Raw genomic sequence first — 22685 nt, 5'->3', positions numbered from 1 at the left:
ACGATCAGCCAATCAGGTAATAGGCCGCCGTCGAGCCGCGCCGCGCCTTGGCCTTGGCGAGTTCGTCGCGCGCGATGACGCGGCAGTGCACCTCGTCGGGGCCGTCGAAGAAACGCATCGCACGCCCCCAGCTGAACATCTGCGCCAGCGGCGTGTCGGGTGTCAGGCCCATCGCGCCGAAGACCTGGATCGCGCGGTCGAGCACACGCTGGTGCAGCTGCGCGGCGACGAGCTTGATCGCCGAGACGTCGATGCGCGCCGCCTGGTTGCCGGCGCGGTCCATCTTGGCCGCGGCGCGCAGCACCAGCAGCCGCGCCTGGTCGACCTCGACCCGCGACAGCGCGATCCAGTCCTGGATGTTGGCGAAGTCGGCCAGATGGCGGCCGAAGGCGCGGCGCTCCAGCGCACGCTCGCACATCATCTCGATCGCCAGCTCGCACTGGCCGATGGTGCGCATGCAGTGGTGCACGCGCCCCGGGCCCAGGCGCGCCTGGGCGAGCGCGAAGCCGCTGCCCTCTTCGCCCAGCAGGTTGGCCGCCGGCACGCGCACGTCGCGGTAGACGATCTCGCAGTGGCCGTCGGGCGCGACGTGAGACAGCACGGCGACGTTGCGCACCACCTGCACCCCGGGCGTGTCCAGCGGCACGAGGATCATCGAGTGCCGGCGGTGGCGGTCGGCGTCGGGGCGCTCGTCGGTGACGCCCATCACGACGGCGACCTTGCAGTTCGGGTGCGCGGCGCCGGTCGAGAACCACTTGCGGCCGTTGACGACGTAGTGATCGCCGTCGCGGCGGATCGTGGTCTCGATGTTGGTCGCGTCGGAGCTGGCGACGTCGGGCTCGGTCATCGAGAAACACGAGCGGATCTCGCCGGCCAGCAGCGGATTCAGCCAGCGCTCGTGCTGCTCGGGCGTGGCGAACAGGTGCAGCAGCTCCATGTTGCCGGTGTCCGGCGCGTTGCAGTTGAAGACCTCGGAGGCCCAGCCGATGCGGCCCATCAGCTCGGCCAGCGGCGCGTACTCCAGGTTGCTGAGCGCGGTGCCGGGCTCGTCGGCTTTCAGCCCGGGCAGGAACAGGTTCCACAGGCCGAGCTCGCGCGCCCGGGCCTTCAGCGGCTCGACGACCTCCAGCGGGTAGCGGCCTTCGTCGGCGATGCGGTGCCAGTCGCGATTGCGCGGCAGCACCTCCTCGTCGAGGAAGCGGCGCAGCGTGCGCTGCATCTCCAGGTTCTCGGGGCTGTATTCGAAGTCCATCGGGGCTCTCTCTCGGGGGGTCAGCGCGCCGGCCAGGCGGCCAGCGCGGCGGCGAGCGTCGTCGCCGTCGGGGGTTCGGGGGTTCGTGCCGCGGTGCGCGAGAAACGCGGCGCCGGCGCCGGCTGCATCACGCCGCCGGCCTCCAGCCAGTTGCCGCGTGCGGCGTTGTGCGGGTGATGCGGCGCCTCGTCCCAGTCGAGCACCGGGGCGAAACAGGCGTCGGTGCCTTCGAGCAGCGCACACCATTCGGCGCGTGTGCGGGTGCGGAAGACGGCGGCGAGCTTGTCCTTCAGCTCGGGCCAGCGCCCGGCGTCCAGCTGGGCGTCGAACACCGGGTCGTCCAGCCCGGCGCGGCGGCGCAGCTCGGCGTAGAACTGCGGCTCGATCGCGCCGACGGCGATCGGCTTGCCGTCGGCACAGTCGTAGCAGGCGTAGAAGTGCGCGCCGCCGTCGAGCATGTTCTCGCCGCGCGGGCGCGACCACAGGCCTTGCGCCTTCCAGCCGACCATGAAGGCCGACAGCAGCGCGGCGCCGTCGCACATCGCGGCGTCGACAACCTGGCCGCGGCCGGAGCTGCGGGCCTCGTGCAGCGCCGCCAGCAGGCCGACGACGAGCAGCATCGCGCCGCCGCCGAAGTCGCCCAGGTAGTTGGCCGGCGGCACCGGCGGCCGGCCGGGCACGCCGATCGCGGCCAGCGCGCCGCTGATCGCGATGTAGTCGATGTCGTGGCCGGCGGCCTGCGCCAGCGGGCCGTCCTGGCCCCAGCCGGTCATGCGGCCGTAGACCAGCGAGGGCCGGCGCGCCAGCACGACGTCCGGCCCCAGGCCCAGGCGCTCCATCACGCCGGGGCGGAAACCTTCGATCAGCAGGTCGGCGCGGGCGGCCAGCGCCAGCGCGGCGGCGGCGCCGTCGGGGTCGCGCAGGTCCAGCGCCAGCGCCGCGCGGCTGCGCGTCGTGACCTCGCGCGGGTCGGGCTCGACACCCGGGCGCGTGATGCGCAGCACCTCGGCGCCGAGGTCGGCCAGCACCATCGCGGCAAACGGCGCCGGGCCGAGGCCCGCGAACTCGATGACGCGCAGGCCGGCGAGCGGGCCGCTCACGACAAACGCTCCACGATGGTGACGTTGGCCAGGCCGCCGCCTTCGCACATCGTCTGCAGCCCCCAGCGCCCGCCGCGGCGGCGCAGCGTGTGCAGCAGCGTCGCCATCAGCCGGGTGCCCGAGGCGCCCAGCGGGTGGCCGAGCGCGATCGCGCCGCCGTGCACGTTGAGCCGCGCCGGGTCGGCGCCGGTGGCCTGCAGCCAGGCCAGCGGCACCGAGGCGAAGGCCTCGTTGACCTCGAAGCAGTCGATGTCGTCCAGCGCCAGCCCGGCCTTCTGCAGCGCCACCGCGGTGGCCGGGATCGGCGCCTCCAGCATGATCACCGGGTCGTGGCCGATGACGGTCATCGTGTGGATGCGCGCCAGCGGCGGCAGGCCCAGCGCCTTCAGGCCGCGTTCGTTGACCACCAGCACGCCGCTGGCGCCGTCGGCGATCTGGCTGGCATTGGCGGCGGTGATGCTGCCGCCTTCGCGCAGCAGGCGCACGCCGGAGATGCTCTCGGCGCTGGCGTCGGCGCGGATGCCTTCGTCGGCGGCCAAGGGCTCGGCCTCGCCGCTGCCGTCGGCGCGGCGCACGGCCAGCGGCAGGATCTCGGCGGCGAACGCGCCGTCGCGCGTGGCGGCCGCGGCGCGCTGGTGGCTCTGCAGCGCCCAGGCGTCCAGCGCCGGTTTCGCCAGGCCGTACTTCGTGGCCAGCATCTCGGCGCCGGTGAACTGGCTGAACTCGGCACCCGGGTAACGCGCGGCGATCGCCGGGCCGACGTAGTGGCCGTAGCCGGCCTGGCGCGGCAGCTCCATCGGCAGACCCATCGGCACGCGCGACATGCTCTCGACGCCGCCGGCGATGACGCAGTCCATCGTGCCCGACATCACCGCCTGGGCGGCGAAATGCAGCGCCTGCTGCGACGAGCCGCACTGGCGGTCGACCGTCGTGCCCGGCACCGACTCGGGTAGCGACGAAGCCAGCACCGCGTTGCGTGCGACGTTGGCCGCCTGCTCGCCGACCTGGCCGACGCAGCCGAGGATGACGTCGTCGACCGCCGCCGGGTCGACGCCGGAGCGCGCGACCAGCGCGTCGATGACCTGCGCCGCCAGGTCGGCCGGATGCCAGCCGCTCAAACGGCCGTTGCGCCGGCCGCACGGGGTGCGCAGCGCGGCGACGATGAAGGCTTCGGCCATGGCGGGCTCCTCGGATGGTCTGCGGGCCATTCTGCGGCGCCGGCCGGCCGCGCGCCGTCACCATGGCGACGCTGGCCCGGCACAGTGCCGAGGCGGACAATGGCCGCATGCGCCCTGCCCCGTTCCCACGCCGCATCGCCGCGCTGGCGCTGCTGTTCGCCAGCGCCGCGGTGCAGGCCTCGCCGTGGTTCGACGCCGACGCCCGCCCCGGCCCGCGGGCGCACGAGGCCGTCGCGCTGCTGGCCGCCGCACCCGAGCACGGCCTCGTCGCCGAGGACTACCGCGCCGCCGCACTGGCCCAGGCGCTGGACGCCGCCGCGCACACGCCCTCGCACGAGGCCGCCACGCGGCTGGAAGCCGAGCTCGACGCCGCGATGCGCCGCTACCTGTCCGACCTGCACCAGGGCCGGCTCGACCCGCGCACGCTGTACCGATCGCTGACGCTGCCCGAACGCCCGCCCTTCGACGCGCGCGCCGTGCTCGACGCCGGCCTGGCCGCCGGTTCGCTGGCGCTGGCCGTGCGCCGCGCCGAGCCGGTGCTGCCGCAGTACGCCGAGCTGCGCCAGGCGCTGGCGCGTTACCGCACGCTGGAGCACGACCCGGCCTGGGCGGCGCCGCTGCCACCGCTGCCGCAGGTCGGCCGCACGCGCAAGCTGGAGCCGGGTGCCGCCTGGCCCGGCCTGCCGGCGCTGGCCGCACGCCTGGTCGCACTCGGCGACCTGCCGGCCGGCCCGCATGCCGGCACGGTCTACGCCGAGCCGCTGGTCGGCGGTGTGCGCCGCTTCCAGCAGCGCCACGGCGTCAGCGCCGACGGCGTCATCGGGGCGGCGACTTTTTCGCGCCTGGAGGTCAAACCGGCGGCCCGCGCCGAACAGCTCGTGCTGGCGCTGGAGCGGCTGCGCTGGACGCCGCTGCTCGAGTCGCGGCGCATGGTCGTGGTCAACATCCCGGAGTTCGTGCTGCGCGCCTACGAGGTGCAGGACGGGCGGATCACCGTCGTGCAGCGCATGCGCGTCGTCGTCGGCCAGGCGCTGGACAAACGCACGCCGCTGATCGACGCGCAGATGCGCGCCATCGAGTTCAGCCCCTACTGGAACGTGCCGCCGTCGATCGTGCGTGCCGAGACCCTGCCCAAGCTGCGCCGCGATCCGGACTACCTGGCACGCGAAGGTTTCGAGTTCGTCGCCGGCGACGGCAGCGTGCACGGCGAGGTCTCGGCCGAGGCGCTGGACGCGCTGGCTGCCGGGCGCTGGCGCATCCGCCAGCGGCCCGGGCCGCGCAACGCGCTGGGCGACATCAAGTTCGTCTTCCCCAACGCCGAGCAGATCTACCTGCATCACACGCCGTCGACCGCGCTGTTCGCACGCGACCGGCGCGACTTCAGCCACGGCTGCGTGCGCATCGAGGACCCGCTGGCGCTGGCGATGTTCGTGCTGCGGGACCAGCCCGACTGGCCCGAGGCGCGCATCCGCGAGGCGATGGACGCCGGCGAGTCGCGCACGCTGCGGCTCGCGACGCCGGTGCGGGTGTTGATCGCCTACGGCACCGCGCTCGTCAAGGACGGGCAGGTGTATTTCTTCGACGATATCTACCGTCAGGACCCGCGCCTGCAGGCCGCGCTGCGCGAACGCGCCGCGCCCGCCGTGCGCGCCGACTGACGAGGAGGACGATGATGCGCAACCACGACCGCCGCCGTTTCCTGCGCCATGGCGCCAAGCTGGCCGTCGGCGTGCTGCCGGTGGCCGCCACCACGCGCCCGGCGCTGGCCGCCGGGCCCGGCCCGCGTGCGCTGGCGATGAACCACACCCACACCGGCGAGTCGCTGGACCTGGTCTACGCCATGGACAGCCAGTTCGTGCCGGCGGCGCTGGGCACGCTGAACCGTTTCCTGCGCGACCACTACACCGGCAGCGTCGGCCTCATCGACCCGCAGCTCTTCGAGCTGCTGCACCGCGTGCGCGGCCTGCTCGGCACCGAGAGCGCGGTCTACGAGGTCATCTCGGGCTACCGCTGTCCCGAGACCAACGACCGGCTGCGCCACACGCGCGGCGGCGGCGTCGCGCGGCGCAGCCTGCACATGGACGGCCGCGCGATCGACGTGCGCCTGAAGGGCGTGCCGCTGAAGGAGCTGCGCGACGCCGCGCTGTCACTGCAGGCCGGCGGCGTCGGCTACTACGAGCAGGAGCGTTTCGTGCACCTGGACACCGGGCGCGTACGCCACTGGTGACGTGAAAACGCCCGGCCGGGGCCGGGCGTCGTCGGCAGGCGCCGTGAAGGATCAGGCGGCCGTCGGGAAGCCGCCGCTGGTCCAGCGCCGGCCGTCCTTGGCGATCAGCAGTGCATCGACGCCTTCCAGCGTCTCGGCCAGCGCCAGCGAACGTTCGGCGCCCATCACCATGAACGCGGTCGACAGGCCGTCGGCCTGCAGCCCGGTGGGCGCGAGCACGGTGACGCTGGCCAGCTCGGTCGGCGAGTCGCCGACGGCCGGGTCGAAGATGTGGTGGTGGCGGAAGTCGGCGCTGAACACCGTCTCGTAGTCGCCCGAGGTCGACAGCGCGCGGCCGTCCATCGCCAGGCGCGCGGCCACGGCCTCGGCGTCGCGCGGCTCGCGCACGCCGAGCATCCAGGGGCGGCCGCCCTCCTTGGCGCCGAGGGTCGTGAACTCGCCGGTGTCGAGCAGCGCGTGCTCGATGCCGTGGCGCTGCAGCGCGGCACGCGCCAGGTCGGCGGCGTAGCCCTGGGCCAGGCCGTTGACGGTGACGCCCATGCCGGCGCCGGCCAGCGTCACGCGCTCGGGCGACACCTGCAGCCGCTGCCAGCCGACCTGCGCACGCGCGGCGGCGATCGTGGCCGCGTCGGGCAGACCGCCGGCGTCGTGCGCGGCCTCGAAGGCACGCCACAGCGGCTGCACCGTGACGTCGAAGGCGCCGCCGGTCAGGCGCGACAGCTCCTGGCCGGCCTGCAGCACGGCGACGAGGCGCGCGTCGGGCGAGTCGAGCACGCCGTCGCGGTTCAGGCGCACGAGCTGGCTGCCGTCCTGGCGCAGACTCATCAGCGCATCGACCGCCTTCACCTCGGCCAGCGCGGCGTCGATCGCGGTGCGCGCCGTGGCCGCGTCGGCATGCAGCACGGTCAGCGTGACGGTGGTGCCGAAGGCGCGGGTGCTGCCTTCGTGGCGCGCCAGCGCGTCAGCGGCCGCCGGGCCGGCGTCGCGGCGGCTCCAGGCCAGGACCCCGAGGGCGCCCAGGCCCAGCGAGGCGGAGATCAGGGTGCGTCGCTTCATCAGCATCGTGTTTCCTTCGCGCGCGGCGTTCAGTACAGGACCTCGTGCCAGCGGCCGCCGGCGATCAGGGTCTGGCGCAGCAGCGCCCAGCGGCCGGGCGCCCCGGCGATGCGCGCCAGCGCCACCTCGGTGCCGGCTTTCAGCGCCTCGGGCCCGGCGACGTAGACGTGGGTGCGTTCGTCCTCGAGCAGGCTGCGCAGCTCGTCGGCGTTGTCCTCGACGCTGCGGCCCAGCGCCGGCAGCGCGCTCAGGTGCGGCCGCGGGCTCACCGCCTGGAAGGCCTTGAAGCTGGCCTCGTCGTAGTACTGCGCGATGTCGGCGTTCTGCTCGTTCATGTAGAGCATCTCCATGCCCGAACGTGCGCCGTAGAACAGCCGCACCGGGCCGTCCCAGGTGCCCAGCGTCTCGTAGATGCGGCGCACCAGGCCGCGGAACGGCGCGATGCCGGTGCCCATGCCGATCATGATCATCGGCGAGTGGCGGTCCGACGGCACCGGGAACGGGTGGCCGACCGGGCCGCAGAACTCGATGCGCTCGCCGGGCTTCAGGTCGCAGAGGTGGTTGGACGCCACGCCGGGATGGCGTTCGCCGTTGAAGTCGTCGATCTCGTGGCAGCGGCGCACCAGCAGCGCGAACTCGGTGCGCTCGGGGTCGCTGACGTCGAGGTCGGCCAGCGAATACAGGCGCTCGTGCCAGGCCTGGCCGAAGCGGCCGGGCACGCGCAGGCGCAGGCACTGGCCCAGGCGGATGTCGAACGACGGGTCGAAGGTCTCGAAGACCAGGTGGCGCACGTCTTCGGGCGAGTCGGCGGGCGTGATGCGCGCGCTGGAGACCAGCGTGGCGCTCAGCGGACGGGATGCGGCCACGGGGGCGTCGGGAAGGATCATGGCGGGGGCTCTCAAAGCGGGCGAGGCGGCGCGACGGGGGCTTCGGCCGGCTGTTCGCAGGGCTGGCCGCAATGGCCGCAGCCGCCGGCGCAGCCGACCTCGCGGTACGGGCCGGTCTCGGGGTGGCGTTCGGCGTAGCCGCGCGTGATGCGCTGCACGACGACCCAGCCGGCCAGCAGGCCGGCGATCGCGCCGAAGGCGACGAGGTAGTTCAGCATCCTCAGCCTCCGAGGCCGGCGAAGCCCATGAACGCGAGGGACAGCACGCCGGCGAGCATCAGCGTCAGCGCCGAGCCGCGCGCGATCTCGGGCACCTCGACGAGCTGCAGACGCTCGCGCAGGCCGGCCATCAGCACCAGCGCCAGCGTGAAGCCGGCGCCGCCGCCGGCGGCGAAGGCCAGCGACTGCCACAGGCTGTAGTCGCGTGCGGTCTGGATCAGCGCCACGCCGAGCACGGCGCAGTTGGTCGTGATCAGCGGCAGGTAGATGCCCAGCGCGCGGAACAGCGTCGGGCTGTGCTTCTTCAGCACCATCTCGACGAGCTGCACCGCCGAGGCGATGACGACGATGTAGGAGATCAGGCGCAGGAACTCGAGCCCGAGCAGGCCCAGCAGCCAGTTCAGCGTGAACGCGAACAGCGAGGCCACGGCCATCACGAAGGTCGTGGCCACGCCCATCGGCAGCGCGGTGCCGAGCTTGCCCGAGACCCCGAGGAAGGGGCACAGGCCGAGGAACATCGCGAGCACGAAGTTGTTCGCCAGCAGCGCGCCGATGAAGACCTGGAAGACGGTGTCGTGGGCCATCTCAGCCTCCGGTCACGGCCGAGGCCGGGGTGGCGCCGGCGGCGGCGAGGCGACGCTTGCGCTTCTCCCACCAGGCGAAGAACAGCAGCCAGGAGCCGAGCACGAAGAAGCCACCCGGCGGCAGCACCATCACCACCCAGGGCTGGAACTGCGAGCCGAACAGCGCCACGCCGAACAGCGTGCCGGCGCCGAGGATCTCGCGCACCGCGCCCAGCGCGAACAGCCCGAGCGTGAAGCCGGCGCCCATGCCCAGCGCGTTGAGCATCGCCGGCAGCGGCGGGTTCTTCGACGCGTGGGCCTCGGCGCGGCCGAGGATGATGCAGTTGACGACGATGAGTTGGATGAAGGCGCCCAGCGCCTCGTAGAGCTTCAGGCTCACGGCCTGGATCGTGTAGTCGACCACCGTGACGAAGGTGGCGATGATCACGATGTAGGTCGCGATGCGCACTTCCTTGGGCACCAGGCGGCGCAGCAGCGACACCAGCGCGCAGGAGGCGACGAGCACGAAGGTCGTCGCGACGCCCATCGACAGCGCGTTGATCGCCGACACCGTGACGGCCAGCGCCGGGCACATGCCCAGCATCATCACGAACACCGGGTTCTGCTTCCAGACGCCTTCGGTCAGTTGCTCCCAGGCGCCGGTGATGCCGGCGGGCGCGCCGGCGCCTTGTGCGTGGTCGTGACTCATGGAGCTCTTCCGATCTGCTCGAGCTTCGGGACGATGCGCGGCAGCAGGGCCTGCGCCGCCTCGTCGATGCCGCGCCCGACGGCGCGCGAGGTGACGGTGGCGCCGGAGATCGCATCGATCTGCCAGGCCTCGGTCTTGGTGCCGTGCTTGACGGTGGTGATGGCGTTGGCCAGCGCCTTCATGTCGGGCGACAGCCTGGCGTCCAGGGCCTCGAAGTTCTTCAGGAACGCGGCGTCCTTGACGATCTTGTCGCCGATGCCGGGCGTCTCGCGGCTGCTGACGAGCGCGAAGCCGACGACGCACTGGCAGGCCGGCTTGTAGCCGAACATGATGCGCACGGTGTCGGCGTAGCCCTTGGCCGCGCCTTCGGCAGCGATGCCCATCAGCGCGCCGCTGGCGTCATAGGCGGCCTGGAACGGGCGCGCGCCGGCCGGGGCGCCCTCGGCGCCGCCGGCGACGACGCTGCCGTCGGGCAGCGCCAGGTACGACACCGTCTTCTGCGCGCCGGGCAGCACGCTGGCCACCGCACGTTCGAGCGCGATGCGGCGGTTCTCCTTCACCGCCGGCAGGCTGCCTTCGTAGGCGGTGACGATCAGCAGGCCGCAGATCGCGGCGACGAGGCCCAGCGTCGCGATCATCGCGAGCGTCGGCGTCGGCGGGGGCGGCGGCAGGGCCGCCGGGGACTGGGGCGCGTTCATTTGCGGGGCTTGTTGATCGGCATGCGCTTCTTCGGCGTCGTGGCGCCGGCTTCCTCGCGCGAGATGTACTCGGGGTGCAGCGCGTAGCTCGCGCCGCGGCGCGGGCGCAGCAGCCCGCTCTTGCCGAACGGGCGCGGCTGCGTGAAGCGCTCGATCAGCGGCGACGCGGCGTTGCCGATCAGGATCGCGTACATCACGCCCTCGGGCAGGCCGCCGTAGTAGCGGATCAGCACCGTCAGCACGCCGATCAGGGCGCCGTAGACCCACATGCCGCGCGGCGTCACCGGCGAGGTCGCCATGTCGGTGGCCATGTAGATCGCGCCGAGCATCAGGCCGCCGGAGAACATCATGAAGAACGGATCCGGGAAGCGCGCCGGGTTCCAGGCGTACAGCGCGAAGGCCGTCAGGCCGGCGCTGCCGAGGATGGCCGCCGGGATGCGCCAGTCCAGGAAACGCCGCACCGCGAGGTAGGCGCCGCAGACCAGGATCAGCAGCGGCGACGGGCCGACGGCCATGTGCCCGGACAGCGAGGACAGCAGGTGCAGCGGGTCTGCGGCGACGCCTTCGAACTTCCACTTCGCCAGCGGCGTGGCGCCGGTGATGCCGTCCAGGTGCAGGCTCTGCAGCCAGGCGGCGGTGTCGGCCGGCATCATCAGCGGCCAGGCCAGCGTGCTCGGCACGAAGCTCGTGAAGCGGCCGTCCAGGAACGACGGCGTGTAGGTGGCGATGGCCACCGGGAACGCCGCCTGCACGAAGGCGCGCCCGACCAGCGCCGGGTTGAAGACGTTGAAGCCGATGCCGCCGAACAGCGCCTTGCCCAGCGCGATGGCGACGATGCCGGCCACCGCGCCCATCCACAGCGGGAAGCCCGGCGGCAGCGACAGCGCCAGCAGCAGGCCGGTGATGACCGCCGACCAGTCGGCCAGCGTGCCCGACTGGGTGCCCGTCTTGACGAAGAAACGTTCGGTCGCCAGGCAGGCGGCGGTGACGACGGCCAGCGAAGCCAGCGCCGACAGCCCGTACTGGTAGACGAAGAAGGCGCACACCGGCAGCAGCGAGCCGACGACGTTGCGCATGATCTGCTCGACGCTGCGCTGCGTCTTGATGTGCGGCGCGCTGCGGATCTCGATCGTGGTGCTCATCGTGTCGGGGCCCTCAGCTGCGCGTGGCCGCGGGCGCGGCGGGAGCCGAGGCGGCGCGTTCGCGCAGCACCTGCTTGGCGACGCGGAACTGCTGCACCAGCGGGATGTTGGACGGGCAGACGTAGGTGCAGCAGCCGCACTCGAAACACTCGCCGAGGTGGTAGTGCGCGCCCATCTCGTCGTACTCGCGTTTGGCCGCCAGCATGCCCAGCGCCGACGGGTTCAGGCCCATCGGGCAGCTCTCGACGCACTGGCCGCACTTGATGCACGGGTAGGTGCGGCGGTCGTCGCGCTCGGCCATGTCCTCGCGGCGGAAGACGAGCACGCCCGAGACGCCCTTGGTCACCGGCGTGTCCAGCGCGGCGACCGACTGGCCCATCATCGGGCCGCCGAGCACCAGCTGGCAGGCGCTGGTGGCGTCGCGCGGCGCGCCGGCGAAGTCGAGCACGAAGGAGATCGGCGTGCCCAGCGGCACGCGGTAGTCGCCCGGGCGCACGACGCCGGGGCCGGCGATCGTGACCACACGTTCGGTCAGCCCCTGGCCGGCCGGCAGCAGCTTGCCGATCGCGGCCATCGTGCCGACGTTGTTCATCACCATGCCCAGCGACACCGGCAGCTGCCCGGAAGGGATCTCCACCCCGAACAGCGACATGATCAGCATCTTCTCCGAGCCCTGCGGGTACTTGGTCGGCACCGCCTCGGCGAAGACGTTCTCCAGCCCGGCCGCGGCGATCGCGGCCTTCACCGCCGCCACCGCGTCGGGCTTGTTGTCCTCGATGCCGACGATGGCGCGCACCGCCCCGGTGGCGCGCATCGACAGCGCGATGCCGCGCACCAGCGCGGCGGACTCCTCGACCATCGTGCGATGGTCGCAGGTCAGGTAGGGCTCGCACTCGCAGCCGTTGATGACCAGCGTGTGCACCTTGGCCTGCGGCGGCACCTTCAGCTTGGCGTGGGTCGGGAAGGCCGCGCCGCCCAGGCCGACGAGGCCGGCGTCCCAGACGGCCTGCAGGATCTCGTCGGGCGTCATCGCGTCGATGTCACGCGCGACGCCCCAGAGGTCTTCCTGGGTCGCCGCGGCGTGCGGGCGGATGACGATGGACGGCGTCCACGGCCCGCGCGCCGTGGGCCGCAGCTCGATCGCCTTGACGACGCCGGTGGCCGGCGAATGGTGTGGCACCGACAGCCAGCCGTCGGCCTTGGCGACCGGCTGGCCGCGCACGACCTCCTGGCCGACGCGCACGATGGCCTCGGCCGGCTTGCCGATGTGCTGCGCCAGCGGCACGACGAGCTCGTCGGCCCAGGGCAGCCGCCGGATCGGCGTCGCCGCCGTGTGCTTGTGCTCCGGCGGATGGATGCCGCGCGCGAAGGTCTCGCCGCGCAGGAAGTTGAGCAGCTTCATCGGTGTGCCGCGCGCTTCAGTTGTACTTGGCCGCGCGCTTCTTCAGCTTCTCGAGGTTGGGCTCGGCCGGGTTCCACGGGGTTCCCGGGTGCAGGCAGCCGGCGGTGCACTTCTCCGCCGCCTTCACGATGTCGGCGTAGCTCGAGCCCTTCGGGTTGATGACCACCGCGCGGCGGCGGCCGTCGTAGGCGAAGACGCCCGGGGCCAGCGTGATGCACTCGTCGCAGGCCGAGCACTCGGGGCTCTCGACCCAGACCGGCTCGTGCGCCGTCTCGGCCGGCGCCGCTTCGGCAGCCGGAGCGGCCGCCTGGGCCGTCGGCGCGGGCTCCGCCGGAGCGACCGGCGCAGCCGACGCAGCCGGGGCCACCGGCGCAGCGGCGACCGGTGCCGCAACGACCGGCGCGGGCGCCACGGCCACCGGGGCGGCCACCGGCGCCGCCGCGGGCGCGGCCAGCGCCGAGCTCAGCTTCTGCAGCAGCTCGCCGCGCACACGCTCGGTGATGGCGCCGATGTCGGCCGGCTTCTCGCGCGTCACCAGGTCACGCAGCTGGCGCCAGTACTGCTGGCGCTCCTCGCAGGCCCGCACCAGTTCCTCGGCCACCAGCAGGCGCATCAGGCGGCGCTTGGCATCGACGGCCCAGATGTACGGGAAGCGGCCGCCGCGCTCGTCGGCCGGCAGCGTCAGCAGCTCGGCCAGCGGGATCATCGAGTCGTTCCAGGTCTCCGGCGGCGCCTTGCGGAAGTGCTTGGCGAAGCGGGCCTCGGTCGCGGCGAAGTCGGCGAACGTGACCGGCAGGTCCATGCGCTGCTCGGTGCCGCTCTCGTCGAGGTACTTCAGCTTGTAGGTCGGCCAGTCGGCGCTCATCGCCGGGTTGCCCGACAGGCTGACGCACTCGGCGAAAGTCGTGCCGGCGTCCGGGTCGTAGCGGAACAGCGGGTAGGCGCGGCTCTCGACGGCCAGCTTGCTCTGGTCGACGCTCTTGTCGTCGCCGACGCCGTGTTCCGGCGGGCAGACGGCGTAGACGTTGAACAGCGCCGGGCGGCGCGAGTTCAGGCCGTCGATGAAGCCGTCGAGCAGCTTGGTCGCGTGGGCGATCGTGCCCTGCATGACGAACGCCGTGCGGTGCGCCATGCCGATCAGGCTGATCTCCTTGCGCGGCTCGACCTTGCCGTGCCAGGCGCTGCCGTACGGCGCCATGTCCGACACCTGGCCGATGAAGCCCGAGGTGCAGGCCTGGCCGCCGGTGTTGGAATAGACCTGGGTGTCGACGACCAGCACCTTCACCGGCTTGCCCGACATCAGCAGGCGCGACAGGTTCTGGAAGCCGATGTCGTACATCGCGCCGTCGCCGCCGAGGCTGACGACCGGCGGGCACAGCTTCCATTCCTCGTCGCTGAACTGTTCCCAGTTGAAGCGCTTGAAGAAGTTGCCGTCACGCTCCTCGACGTACTTGCCGCCGAGTTCCATCTCGGCCATGCGCACGGCCTTGAAGCCCTCGGCCATCTTGGCCATGTGACCCTCGAACAGGCCCATCGCCACCGACGGCGAGTCCTGGAACAGGTGCGAGGTCCACGGGAACGGGTACGGGTGGTACGGGAAGCTCGAGCCCCACACCGAGGTGCAGCCGGTGGAGTTGACGATGCCCATCGTCGAGCGGCCGCGGCCCGTCGGGCCTTCGACATAGCGCCAGCGCAGGTCCTTCAGCTTCTCCAGCAGCTGCGCCACGCGGCGCACCCAGGCCGGGTCCAGCGGCTGCGAGGGCTTGCCGGCGGACAGGCTGTCGGCCAGCTTGGACAGCGTCAGGTCGTGCTGGGCGTTGGCCTCGACGGCGCGCAGCACGGCGCCGGTGTCGGAGACGTCCACCGACTCGGCCAGGCGGTTGCGCAGATGCTGCTGCAGGCCGTCGATCAGCGTGTCGAGCTTGGCGACGAAGGGCTTGACGCGGTGCTGCATCAGCGCCGCGACGGCGGCGGTGAAGAGGTGGATCGCGGTCTTCTCGCCGCAGCCCAGGCAGGCGCCGTCGCCGCAGTTCATCGAGTTGTAGACCGCCTTGTCGAACAGCAGCGTCTCCAGCGCGCCGCTCTTCTCGTCGATGTTCTCGACGCGGATGAACTCGCGGCTGGTCGTCGGCAGGTCGAGCCAGAAGTTCCAGTCGCGGCGCAGCGCCTCGACCGACTCCTCGGTCTGCGTGACCATCTTCAGCGCGCCGTCGTTGCAGACGTTGACGCACAGGCCGCAGGCCTTGCAGGTCAGCGGGTTGACGGTGATCGAGAACAGGCCGCCGCTGCCGGGGTTCTTCTTCTCGCGCACCTGCCAGTACGGCTTGGTGGCCGAGAACTTGAAGTCGCCGAGCTGGGCCTTCAGCAGCTCGAACTCGGCGGACATCTTCTCGCGGTCTTCCTCCGGCGCCTCGGCGACGGTGGCGGCGATCGCCTGGTCGATCAGCGGGCGCACGGCGACGCCGTCACCCTTGCCGATCAGGCCGCGCAGCTTCTTGTCGGCGGTGCGCACCGCACGGCGCAGGAAGCGCGTCGGCGTGCCGCCGCACTCGACGCGGTTGAGCGCCGTGGCGAAGACCTCGTCGGTCTTGTTGACGAGGCCCGGCATCGCGCTGTCCGGGCAGGCGGTGACGCACTTGCCGCAGGCGGTGCACTTGTCGGCGATCCACTCCGGGTGCTCGAAGCGGATGCCGGTCATGTCGCGGAAGATGCCGGTGGCCGCCGGCACCAGCGAAGCGCCGATGAACGGGTCGAGCAGGTTGTCGTTGCCCTTGCCGGTGGCGTAGAAGTGGCCGGTCTGCTCCCAGAAGCGGTGGATGTCGGCCACCGGGGGCAGCGCCTTGTCGTCGCCCTTGGGCGTGCGCAGCAGCGTGATCGGCAGCGCGGCGGCGGCGCGCGGCGCGGCGGCGGTGCCGACGGTCTTGTCGACGATCTCGCGGATCTCGTCGAAGCCGCGGCGCACGACGGTGACGTTGTTCTGCACGACGCGCGCGCCCTTGGAGCCGAACTTGGCCTCGAGCTGCTTCTCGATGGCGCGGAACAGCTCCTCCTCGCTCAGGCCGGCGTTCTCGCGCACCGAGGTGGCGGCGAAGAAAGCGCCCTGGAAGGCGTTGCCCTGCATGCGCAGCTGCAGGTCGGCGCTGCCGGCCTCCTCGCGGGCGATCTGGAAGGCGTCGAGGTAGAAGACGCGGATGCCGTGGTCGACGATGTGCTGCTGCGCCCAGCGCGGGAACGCGGCCCAGGTGGCGTCACCCAGGTTGCTCTGGATGATGAAGACGCCGCCCTTCTTCAGGCCGGCCAGCGGGTTGGAGTGGCCGAACACCGCCGGGTCGGGCGACAGCACGACGTCGACGTTGACGTACTCGCAGTTGACGCGGATGGTCTCCGGCGCCGCCGACAGGTAGTAGGTCGTCGGCTGGCCCTTCTTCTCGGAGCCGTACTTCGGGTTGGCCTTGATCTCGTAGTCCAGCAGCTCGAACAGCGTCATCGCCAGGTTCTTGCCGGTGGTCATCGCGCCCCAGCCGCCGATCGAGTGCATGCGCACCGTGATCGCGCCCTTGGGCATCAGGTTCGGGTTCTCGCTGCCGCGCACGACGACGTCGGCGGCCTTCGGGTAACCGGCCTTCACGGCCTGCTGGTGCAGCTCGTCCTTCGGGTTCAGCGGGTCGCGCTCGACGTCCACCGACAGGTAGAAGAACGGCTTCTTCGCGCCGCCCGGCAGCATGTTCTCGACGGCGCCGATCAGCGCCTCGGGCTGCAGGTCGCGCGAGCCCAGGCCGTAGCAGCCCGAGTACAGGCGCGGCATCTCCTGCGGCGTGATCGAGGCGTAGTTCTTGTGCGGCAGCGTGTCGGCGCCGGCCAGGCCGTTCTCCAGCGCCTTGGACAGCGACGCGCGCAGCTCGCGCACCAGCGGCAGGTCCTCGGCCAGCGGCTGGTCGGTGCGTTCGAGCACGACGACGCCCTTCTTGCCGCGCAGCGCCTGGCCCACCAGGTCGCCCGGGAACGGGCGGAACATCGTGATGTTCAGGACGCCCACCTTGAGCTTGCGCGTCTCGCGCAGGTAGTCGGCCACGGCCTCGGCCTGCACGACCATGCTGCCCATGCCGACGATGACGTACTCGGCGTCCTCCAGCTTCCAGCCGCCGACGCGGCCGTAGCGGCGGCCGGTCAGCGCGGCGTACTCGGCCATGCACTGCTCGGACAGCGACTCGATGGCGTCGAAGAAGTACGGCCGCTGCGCGGCCACGGCCTGCATGTAGGCGTCCTGGTTCTGCACCGAGCCCGACAGCAGCGGCACGTCGACGTCCCAGATCGCCGGCACGCGGCGGCGCTTCGGGCCGTAGACCATGGCCTGCGCCGGCGTCGGCGAGTCGATCAGGTCGTCGGGGCGGCCGAGGTACTCGGCGACCAGTTCCCGCTCGGGGATGCGCGCCGACTCGATCAGGTGGGTCGTCAGGAAGCCGTCCTGGCCGACGATGGCCGGGGTCAGCGACAGCTCGGCGAGCTTGCGCGCGATCAGGTTCAGGTCGGCGGCCTCGGTGGCGCTCTTGGCCATCACCTGGATGAAGCCGGTGTCGTCGATGCAGTGGTAGTCGTCGTGGCCGGCGTGCACGTTCAGGCTGGCCTTGGTGATCGCGCGGCAGCCCATGTTCAGCACGTAGGGCAGGCGCTTGCCGACCGTCGCGTACAGCGACTCGTGCATGAAGGCGATGCCCTGGCCCGACGAGAAGTTGGTCGCGCGCAGGCCGGTCATCGACATGCCGGCGGTGACGCCGGCGGCAGCGTGCTCGCTCTCGGGCTCGACGAAGATCAGCGGCCGGTCGGAGACGTTCAGGTGGCCGGCGGCGACTTCCTGCGCCCAGTACTCGCCCATCTGCGTCGACGGCGTGATCGGGTAGGCGCCGGCGGCGTCCGAGGCCTCGCGCTCGACCATGATGACGGCGGTGTTGCCGTCGACCGCGTCGCGCACGCCGGGGTACTTGACGGTTTGCGGCTCGCTGTCGCGGCGATGCTCGCCGGTCAGGTAGTCGATGACCTTCTTCAGCATTTGGGGTTCCTCGGGCGGATGTTGAAAACGGTGGTGGCGGAGCGCGGGACTACTGGCGCACCGGCAGCGCGTCGTGGCGCAGGATCTTCTTGGCGGCGTGGCCGCGCAGCGCGCGGCCACGGTCGTCGAACCAGACGATCGCGCCGGTCGGGCAGCGGTCGGTGAAGCGGCGCTCGGCCTGGTCGTTCCAGCCGTAGTCGATCTCCACCAGGTTGTTCTTCAGCGCCATCAGGCCTTCGGGCGCGTCGGCGACGCAGCGGCCGCAGGCGGTGCAGGCGACTTCGCAGGAGGCTTCGGCGACATCGCCCTCGGCGCGGTTGCGGCAGGCGATCCACAGCCGGCGGTCGGCGGGCTCGACCGAGAACAGGCCCTTGGGGCAGACCTCGACACAGTCGTTGCAGGCCGTGCACCTGTCGACGTCGACGACCGGCAGGCCGTGCAGGTCCAGCGTGATCGCGCCGTGTTTGCAGACCGTGACGCAGTCGCCCAGGCCCAGGCAGCCCCAGGCGCATTCCTTGCCGCCGCCGCTGACGACGGCCGCGGCGCGGCAGGTCTCCAGGCCGGCGTAATGGGCACGCATGCGCGCCACGTGCTTGCCGCCGGCGCAGGCCAGGCGGGCGACACGCTTCTCGACCTCGCCGGCGCCGACCCCCAGCAGCCGGGCGATCGCGCCGACCTGCTCGGGGGCGCTGACGGTGCAGCGCGCCGGCACCACCTCGCCGGAGACGACCTGCTCGGCGAAGTTGCGGCAGCCGGCCAGGCCGCAGGCGCCGCAGTTGGACTTGGGCAGCAGGTCCTCGACCTGGTCGATGCGCGGATCCTCCTGCACCGACAGGCGCCGGTTGGCGAACGCGAGCACGCCGGCCAGCACGACGCCCAGCGCCGCCATGAAGCCGCCCGCAATGCCGAAGACCCCTACCTGCTCCATCGAAACCTCTCCCGGACCGTCCTACTCATGCGCCCACAGCGCCCAGCCCGCTAGAGCGTCCGATGCCAGTGCGAAAGTCGAGCCGCGACCGGCGTGCAGCCGGGTGCGGGCGGGGCTACGCATGCAAAGCGTCGGCAACTCCTGACGCCGGTCGGCGGCGGGATGAAGCGTCGTTCACAGGGCAGCCAGAGATCGGTCTGACAGACCACTTCACTACGCCGGCGACCACGTTGACCGCCGAAACCCGGGCCGCACCGCGATGGCAGTTCGACCCTGAAACGAATTGGACCCGGCCACCCGGCAAGCCAGATTGACGAACGACAAACGACTTCATCTGGCGGGATACGCGACCCGGGGAAACCCCAAAATCGCAAGCGGAAAGCGCAAGAATCGACGGCCACCGCCCCGAATCGACGGCCTCCCTGCGCGTTGGCCGGCCCGGAACTCAGGCCAGGTGCTGCTGCAGCAGATAGATCGCGACGCCGGCGAAGTAGCCCAGCAGCGCCAGGCCGCTGATCTTGCGCATGTACCAGAAGAAGTCGATCTTCTCCATGCCCATCGCCGCCACGCCCGCGGCCGAGCCGATGACGAGGATGGAGCCACCGGTGCCGGCGCAATAGGCCATGAAGCCCCAGAGGAAGTGGTCCGGCGGGAAGTCGGCCAGGCTGTACATGCCCATCGACGCGGCCACCAGCGGCACGTTGTCGACCACCGCGCTGACCATGCCGATGACGATGACGATGAGGTCCTGGCGGCCGATCGTCGCGTCCAGCCATTGCGCCAGGCCGGCCAGCACGTGGGTGTGCTCAAGCGTCGCCACGCACAGCAGGATGCCGATGAAGAACACCAGCGAGCTCATGTCGATCTTGCTCAGCGCGTGCGCCAGCGTGAAGCGGACCTTGTAGTCGTCGTCCTTGTGGCGGTGCACCAGATCGCCGACGAGCCACAGGATGCCCAGCCCGAACAGGATGCCCATGAACGGCGGCAGGTGGGTCAGCGTCTTGAAGACCGGCACCGCGACCAGGATGCTCAGCCCGAGGAAGAACATCAGATTGCGCTCGAACGCGCTGGTGACGACGCCGTCGTCGTCCTCACGCTCGGTCGGCGCCAGCACCGGCTTGCCGCGCAGGGCGAAGGCCGTCACCGCCAGCGGCACCAGCAGGCTGGCGACCGACGGCAGGAAGACGTTCTTCATCACCTCCAGCGCGGTGATCTGGCCACCGATCCAAAGCATCGTCGTCGTCACGTCGCCGATCGGCGTCCAGGCGCCGCCGGCGTTGGCCGCGATGACGATGATGCCGGCGAAGAACAGCCGGTCCTCGCGTCGGGCGAGCAGCTTGCGCATCAGCGAGACCATGACGATCGTCGTCGTCAGGTTGTCCAGGATCGCGCTGAGGAAGAACGCGACGATGCCGACCAGCCACAGCAGCGACGGCAGCGTCTTCGTGCGGATGCGCTCGGTGATGACCTGGAAGCCGTTGTGCGCGTCGACGACCTCGACGATGGTCATCGCGCCCATCAGGAAGAAGACGATCTGCGCCGTGCCCATCAGCGACTCGCCAAGTTCGGCGCTGACACGCGGGTGGTCCGCCGTGGCCATGGCGTAGATCGTCCACAGCAGGCCGGCGCCGAGCAGCGCCGAGGCCGACTTGTTGATCTTGAGCGGATGTTCCAGGGCGATCGCCGCATAGGCGGCGACGAACACGAGCACGAGTGCTGTCGTCAGCATGTCATCGAACCGGGGGGATGAAGAGCAAGGCGAGGCCGCCGGGGCCTCGAACCGTGACACCGCGGGGCCGCGCGGAGATCGTTCCGAGCAGCGCCCTCACCCGACGCGCGGCCGCATCGGCCGCCGGGTGGACGGTCGCGCCGTGATGACAACACGATCCGTGGGGACATTGGACGCCTGGACGGGCTGCAGCCGATTGATCGGCCGCAAGCATTCCCACCATGTGACATTTTTGGGGCGTCGTGGCCCTTATCGGTGCGCCCCGGGATGGCGCCGCGCGCGGCGCATCTGCGCCAGCGGACGTTTGCCCTGCAGCTGGCGCTCGATGCCGTCGTTCAGCTCGGCGCGCAGCGCATGCACCTCCTCGACGTGGCCGTAGACGCCGGGGAAACGCAGGTCCAGCCACAGCCACAGCGTGCAGGCGCGCAGCGCCTGCTCGATGCGGTCGAGCCGGCTCCAGCCGTCGACCGTGTCCAGGAAGCTCGGCCGGCCGGCGCGGCCGCCCTTGGCGTGGCCGCGCGCCCAGTCCAGGTACTCCTGCACCGTGTCCTCGTTGCGCGAGTCCACCGGCGCCTGGGCGTAGACGAAACGCGCCGCCAGCGGCAGCGCGCCGGCGGCGTGGTCGAGCTGCTCGGCCAGCGCCAGCATCGCGTCGAGCTCGGCGACGGCGAAGTGGGCGTCGTCGAGCTTGAGCCGGTCGACGAAGACGCCCAGCACCTCGCGCAGCCGCGTGGCCTGCAGGCGCTCGGCGATGGTGCGCACGTGCCAGCCGTTGGGCGCCACCGGCGCCTTGAAGTGGCGCGGCGCCTTCGGCTGGCGGTGCAGCAGCTCCTTCAGCGTGCGCGCCGCGGTCGGCTCGGCGAGGTCGAGCACGCCGGCGAAACCTTCCTCGTGGAAGCCGAAACGCCCGGCGCGGCCGGCGATCTGGTGCACCTCCGACTCGTCGAGCAGGCGGTCGCCGACGCCGTCGAACTTGCTCAGCGTCGAGAACAGCACGCGCCGGATCGGCAGGTTCAGGCCCATGCCGATGGCGTCGGTGGCGACCAGGATCTGCGACTCGCCGCTGGCGAAACGTTCGGCCTCGCGCCGCCGCACCTCGGGCGGCAGCGCGCCGTAGATCACCGACACCGGCCGGCCGTTGGCGGCGATCGCGTCGCGCAGCGTCAGCACGTCGCGGCGGCTGAACGCGACGACGGCGTCGCCGGCCTGCAGCGCGTCCAGCGCCACCGGGCGCGGCAGCAGCTCGACGTGCTGCTTGCGCTCGAAGCGCCGCACCGTGCAGCGCTCGCCGCAGACGCCGAGCAGGATCTCGATCGCCGGCACCGCGTATTCGCTGCAGATGATGATCAGCTCGCTGGCCGGCACGGCGACGATGGCCTGGGTCCAGGCCCAGCCACGCGAGGCGTCGAAGATCATCTGAGCCTCGTCGACCACCGCCACCTCGACCGGGTTGTTGGTCGAGACCATCTCGATGGTGCTGGAGACGAAGTGCGCGCCTTCGGCGGGCACGTTCTCCTCGCCGGTCAGCAGCGAGCAGGCGACACCGCGCGCGACCATGCGGTCACGGCCTTCCAGCGCCAGCAGGCGCAGCGGCGCCAGATAGGCGCCGTCGCGCGCCTGGCACAGGCGCTCGAAGGCGGCGTGGGTCTTGCCGCTGTTGGGCGGGCCGACGTAGAGCGTGACCGTGCGCTGCTGCGCACGAGCCTTCGGGAAGGTGTCGGGATAGCCCTGGAAGGCCAGTTCGCTGGTCAGCCCCTGCAGCGTGTCGAGTTCGGTGACACGGTGCTCCCAGCGGTCCTGCACGCGCGTGCAGGCGGCCATCAGCTCGTCGGCCCCCTGCGGGCGCGCGCACTCGGCCGACAGCCGCGGCAGCAGCGACACGAGTTCACGCGGCGACAGTGCGTGGCTGCGCGCCACCAGCCGAGCCAGGTGCACGACGATGGCCTCGCGCTGCGGATGCGGCACGCCGTCGCCCAGCGCGGCCTGCAGCGCCGCGGCGTCGCCGTCGCGCCAGAAGGCCCAGATCGGCGTGTCGTCGACGCGCACCCGGAACGGCAGCACCACCGGGAACGGGGCCTCCTCGGGCACCGGGATCTCGACGGTGTCGTGCAGCAGCCGGGTGAAGGCGCCGGCGTGGCGCACCAGGCCCAGCGACTCCAGCGTCGCGGCGCGCGCGTGCATCAGCGCCCGCACGTCGGGGCCGGTGCCCACCGCGTCGAGGTGGGCCAGCGCCAGCGGCACCAGGCGCGGCTCGATCCAGCGGCTGGGCCGCGTGCCGGCGGCCTTCTGCAGCAGGATCAGCCCGAGCTTGTCGAGATGGGCCTCGAAACCGGGCGCGTGCGGCTCCAGGTACTCGGCGGGTTTGGTGACCTGCGGCAGCAGGTGCGCGGCGCGGCGCACGCGCTCGAAGTCTTCGGGAGAGACGCCGGCGGGCACGCGCGCCAGGTGGCGGGGCTCGGGCAGATGGGGCAGCGGGCGCGGCGTGTCGGTCGGGCGTGGAACGGTCATGGAACGGGATCGAGCGAAGCGCAGACTCTAACCGCCCGCGC

General features: G+C 71.8%; 17 protein-coding genes. 2 read left to right on the top strand and 15 right to left on the bottom strand.

What is annotated here, in order from left to right; all coding sequences use genetic code 11:
* Positions 1-4: 4 nt before the first annotated feature.
* Genes RBXJA2T_RS04960 through RBXJA2T_RS04950 form a run of 3 tightly spaced genes read right to left on the bottom strand, consistent with a single transcriptional unit; the run spans position 5 to position 3530 of the window.
* Entirely contained in the window at positions 5-1252 is a 1248-nt protein-coding gene (locus RBXJA2T_RS04960) for an acyl-CoA dehydrogenase family protein (protein WP_009856231.1), read from the bottom strand.
* Positions 1253-1272: 20 nt separating this feature from the next.
* Positions 1273-2352, bottom strand: coding sequence for a CaiB/BaiF CoA transferase family protein (locus RBXJA2T_RS04955; protein ID WP_009856230.1), 1080 nt, complete (start codon positions 2350-2352; stop codon positions 1273-1275).
* The gene (locus tag RBXJA2T_RS04950) at positions 2349-3530 is read right to left on the bottom strand and encodes an acetyl-CoA C-acetyltransferase (protein ID WP_009856229.1); all 1182 of its coding nucleotides are present in this window, start codon (positions 3528-3530) and stop codon (positions 2349-2351) included. Before RBXJA2T_RS04950 ends, RBXJA2T_RS04955 begins: the two co-directional genes overlap by 4 nt.
* A gap of 107 nt (positions 3531-3637) precedes the next feature.
* Between RBXJA2T_RS04950 and RBXJA2T_RS04945 the strand changes: the two genes are divergently transcribed.
* Together RBXJA2T_RS04945 and RBXJA2T_RS04940 are read left to right on the top strand one after the other, a co-directional pair.
* Positions 3638-5188 carry a L,D-transpeptidase family protein gene (locus tag RBXJA2T_RS04945; RefSeq protein ID WP_029718899.1) on the top strand — a complete coding sequence of 517 codons (1551 nt, stop codon included), beginning with the start codon at positions 3638-3640 and terminating at the stop codon, positions 5186-5188.
* An 11-nt stretch (positions 5189-5199) separates the two neighbouring features.
* The gene (locus RBXJA2T_RS04940) at positions 5200-5757 is read left to right on the top strand and encodes a YcbK family protein (protein WP_009856227.1); all 558 of its coding nucleotides are present in this window, start codon (positions 5200-5202) and stop codon (positions 5755-5757) included.
* 51 nt (positions 5758-5808) lie between these two features.
* Here the strand turns inward: RBXJA2T_RS04940 and RBXJA2T_RS04935 are convergent, their stop codons facing one another.
* The 12 genes from RBXJA2T_RS04935 to RBXJA2T_RS04880 all read right to left on the bottom strand — a co-directional run bounded on the left by RBXJA2T_RS04935 (position 5809) and on the right by RBXJA2T_RS04880 (position 22644).
* Complete coding sequence (locus RBXJA2T_RS04935; RefSeq protein WP_009856226.1) at positions 5809-6819, bottom strand: FAD:protein FMN transferase; 1011 nt, start codon at positions 6817-6819, stop codon at positions 5809-5811.
* A 23-nt stretch (positions 6820-6842) separates the two neighbouring features.
* The gene (locus tag RBXJA2T_RS04930) at positions 6843-7700 is read right to left on the bottom strand and encodes an FAD-binding oxidoreductase (RefSeq protein ID WP_009856225.1); all 858 of its coding nucleotides are present in this window, start codon (positions 7698-7700) and stop codon (positions 6843-6845) included.
* A gap of 11 nt (positions 7701-7711) precedes the next feature.
* On the bottom strand, positions 7712-7918 hold the full coding sequence (locus RBXJA2T_RS04925; RefSeq protein WP_009856224.1) for a hypothetical protein: 207 nt from the start codon (positions 7916-7918) through the stop codon (positions 7712-7714).
* Positions 7919-7920: 2 nt separating this feature from the next.
* Entirely contained in the window at positions 7921-8502 is a 582-nt protein-coding gene (locus tag RBXJA2T_RS04920; RefSeq protein WP_009856223.1) for an electron transport complex protein RnfA, read from the bottom strand.
* 1 nt (position 8503) lies between these two features.
* A complete protein-coding gene (gene rsxE, locus RBXJA2T_RS04915) occupies positions 8504-9190 on the bottom strand; it encodes an electron transport complex subunit RsxE (protein WP_009856222.1) in 687 nt (228 codons plus the stop codon).
* Entirely contained in the window at positions 9187-9888 is a 702-nt protein-coding gene (locus tag RBXJA2T_RS04910) for an RnfABCDGE type electron transport complex subunit G (protein ID WP_009856221.1), read from the bottom strand. Before RBXJA2T_RS04910 ends, rsxE begins: the two co-directional genes overlap by 4 nt.
* Positions 9885-11030, bottom strand: coding sequence for an RnfABCDGE type electron transport complex subunit D (locus tag RBXJA2T_RS04905; protein WP_009856220.1), 1146 nt, complete (start codon positions 11028-11030; stop codon positions 9885-9887). Before RBXJA2T_RS04905 ends, RBXJA2T_RS04910 begins: the two co-directional genes overlap by 4 nt.
* Positions 11031-11043: 13 nt before the next feature.
* A complete protein-coding gene (rsxC, locus tag RBXJA2T_RS04900) occupies positions 11044-12432 on the bottom strand; it encodes an electron transport complex subunit RsxC (RefSeq protein WP_009856219.1) in 1389 nt (462 codons plus the stop codon).
* Between the two features lie 16 nt (positions 12433-12448).
* Positions 12449-17479: a 2-oxoacid:acceptor oxidoreductase family protein gene (locus RBXJA2T_RS04895; protein WP_009856218.1), complete on the bottom strand. Its 5031-nt coding sequence runs from the start codon at positions 17477-17479 to the stop codon at positions 12449-12451.
* A 49-nt stretch (positions 17480-17528) separates the two neighbouring features.
* Complete coding sequence (locus RBXJA2T_RS04890; RefSeq protein ID WP_009856217.1) at positions 17529-18407, bottom strand: RnfABCDGE type electron transport complex subunit B; 879 nt, start codon at positions 18405-18407, stop codon at positions 17529-17531.
* Between the two features lie 445 nt (positions 18408-18852).
* Positions 18853-20133: a sodium:proton antiporter NhaD gene (gene nhaD / locus RBXJA2T_RS04885; RefSeq protein ID WP_193384723.1), complete on the bottom strand. Its 1281-nt coding sequence runs from the start codon at positions 20131-20133 to the stop codon at positions 18853-18855.
* Between the two features lie 252 nt (positions 20134-20385).
* On the bottom strand, positions 20386-22644 hold the full coding sequence (locus tag RBXJA2T_RS04880; protein WP_009856215.1) for a helicase-related protein: 2259 nt from the start codon (positions 22642-22644) through the stop codon (positions 20386-20388).
* Positions 22645-22685 lie beyond the last annotated feature (41 nt).

Source organism: Rubrivivax benzoatilyticus JA2 = ATCC BAA-35 (genome assembly GCF_000190375.1).
Taxonomy (GTDB): domain Bacteria; phylum Pseudomonadota; class Gammaproteobacteria; order Burkholderiales; family Burkholderiaceae_C; genus Rubrivivax; species Rubrivivax benzoatilyticus.
The sequence above is the reverse complement of the archived record's forward strand: the minus strand, read 5'-3'. Positions and strand labels throughout refer to the sequence as shown.

Excerpts from the sequence above, each read along its gene's own strand:
- RBXJA2T_RS04950 (WP_009856229.1), bottom strand. The coding sequence starts at position 3,530 with ATGGCCGAAGCCTTCATCGTCGCCGCGCTGCGCACCCCGTGCGGCCGG.
- rsxE (WP_009856222.1), bottom strand. The coding sequence starts at position 9,190 with ATGAGTCACGACCACGCACAAGGCGCCGGCGCGCCCGCCGGCATCACC.
- RBXJA2T_RS04895 (WP_009856218.1), bottom strand. The coding sequence starts at position 17,479 with ATGCTGAAGAAGGTCATCGACTACCTGACCGGCGAGCATCGCCGCGAC.
- RBXJA2T_RS04905 (WP_009856220.1), bottom strand. The coding sequence starts at position 11,030 with ATGAGCACCACGATCGAGATCCGCAGCGCGCCGCACATCAAGACGCAG.
- RBXJA2T_RS04925 (WP_009856224.1), bottom strand. The coding sequence starts at position 7,918 with ATGCTGAACTACCTCGTCGCCTTCGGCGCGATCGCCGGCCTGCTGGCC.
- RBXJA2T_RS04930 (WP_009856225.1), bottom strand. The coding sequence starts at position 7,700 with ATGATCCTTCCCGACGCCCCCGTGGCCGCATCCCGTCCGCTGAGCGCC.
- RBXJA2T_RS04910 (WP_009856221.1), bottom strand. The coding sequence starts at position 9,888 with ATGAACGCGCCCCAGTCCCCGGCGGCCCTGCCGCCGCCCCCGCCGACG.
- RBXJA2T_RS04945 (WP_029718899.1), top strand. The coding sequence starts at position 3,638 with ATGCGCCCTGCCCCGTTCCCACGCCGCATCGCCGCGCTGGCGCTGCTG.
- RBXJA2T_RS04880 (WP_009856215.1), bottom strand. The coding sequence starts at position 22,644 with ATGACCGTTCCACGCCCGACCGACACGCCGCGCCCGCTGCCCCATCTG.
- RBXJA2T_RS04920 (WP_009856223.1), bottom strand. The coding sequence starts at position 8,502 with ATGGCCCACGACACCGTCTTCCAGGTCTTCATCGGCGCGCTGCTGGCG.
- rsxC (WP_009856219.1), bottom strand. The coding sequence starts at position 12,432 with ATGAAGCTGCTCAACTTCCTGCGCGGCGAGACCTTCGCGCGCGGCATC.
- RBXJA2T_RS04940 (WP_009856227.1), top strand. The coding sequence starts at position 5,200 with ATGATGCGCAACCACGACCGCCGCCGTTTCCTGCGCCATGGCGCCAAG.
- RBXJA2T_RS04960 (WP_009856231.1), bottom strand. The coding sequence starts at position 1,252 with ATGGACTTCGAATACAGCCCCGAGAACCTGGAGATGCAGCGCACGCTG.
- RBXJA2T_RS04890 (WP_009856217.1), bottom strand. The coding sequence starts at position 18,407 with ATGGAGCAGGTAGGGGTCTTCGGCATTGCGGGCGGCTTCATGGCGGCG.
- RBXJA2T_RS04935 (WP_009856226.1), bottom strand. The coding sequence starts at position 6,819 with ATGCTGATGAAGCGACGCACCCTGATCTCCGCCTCGCTGGGCCTGGGC.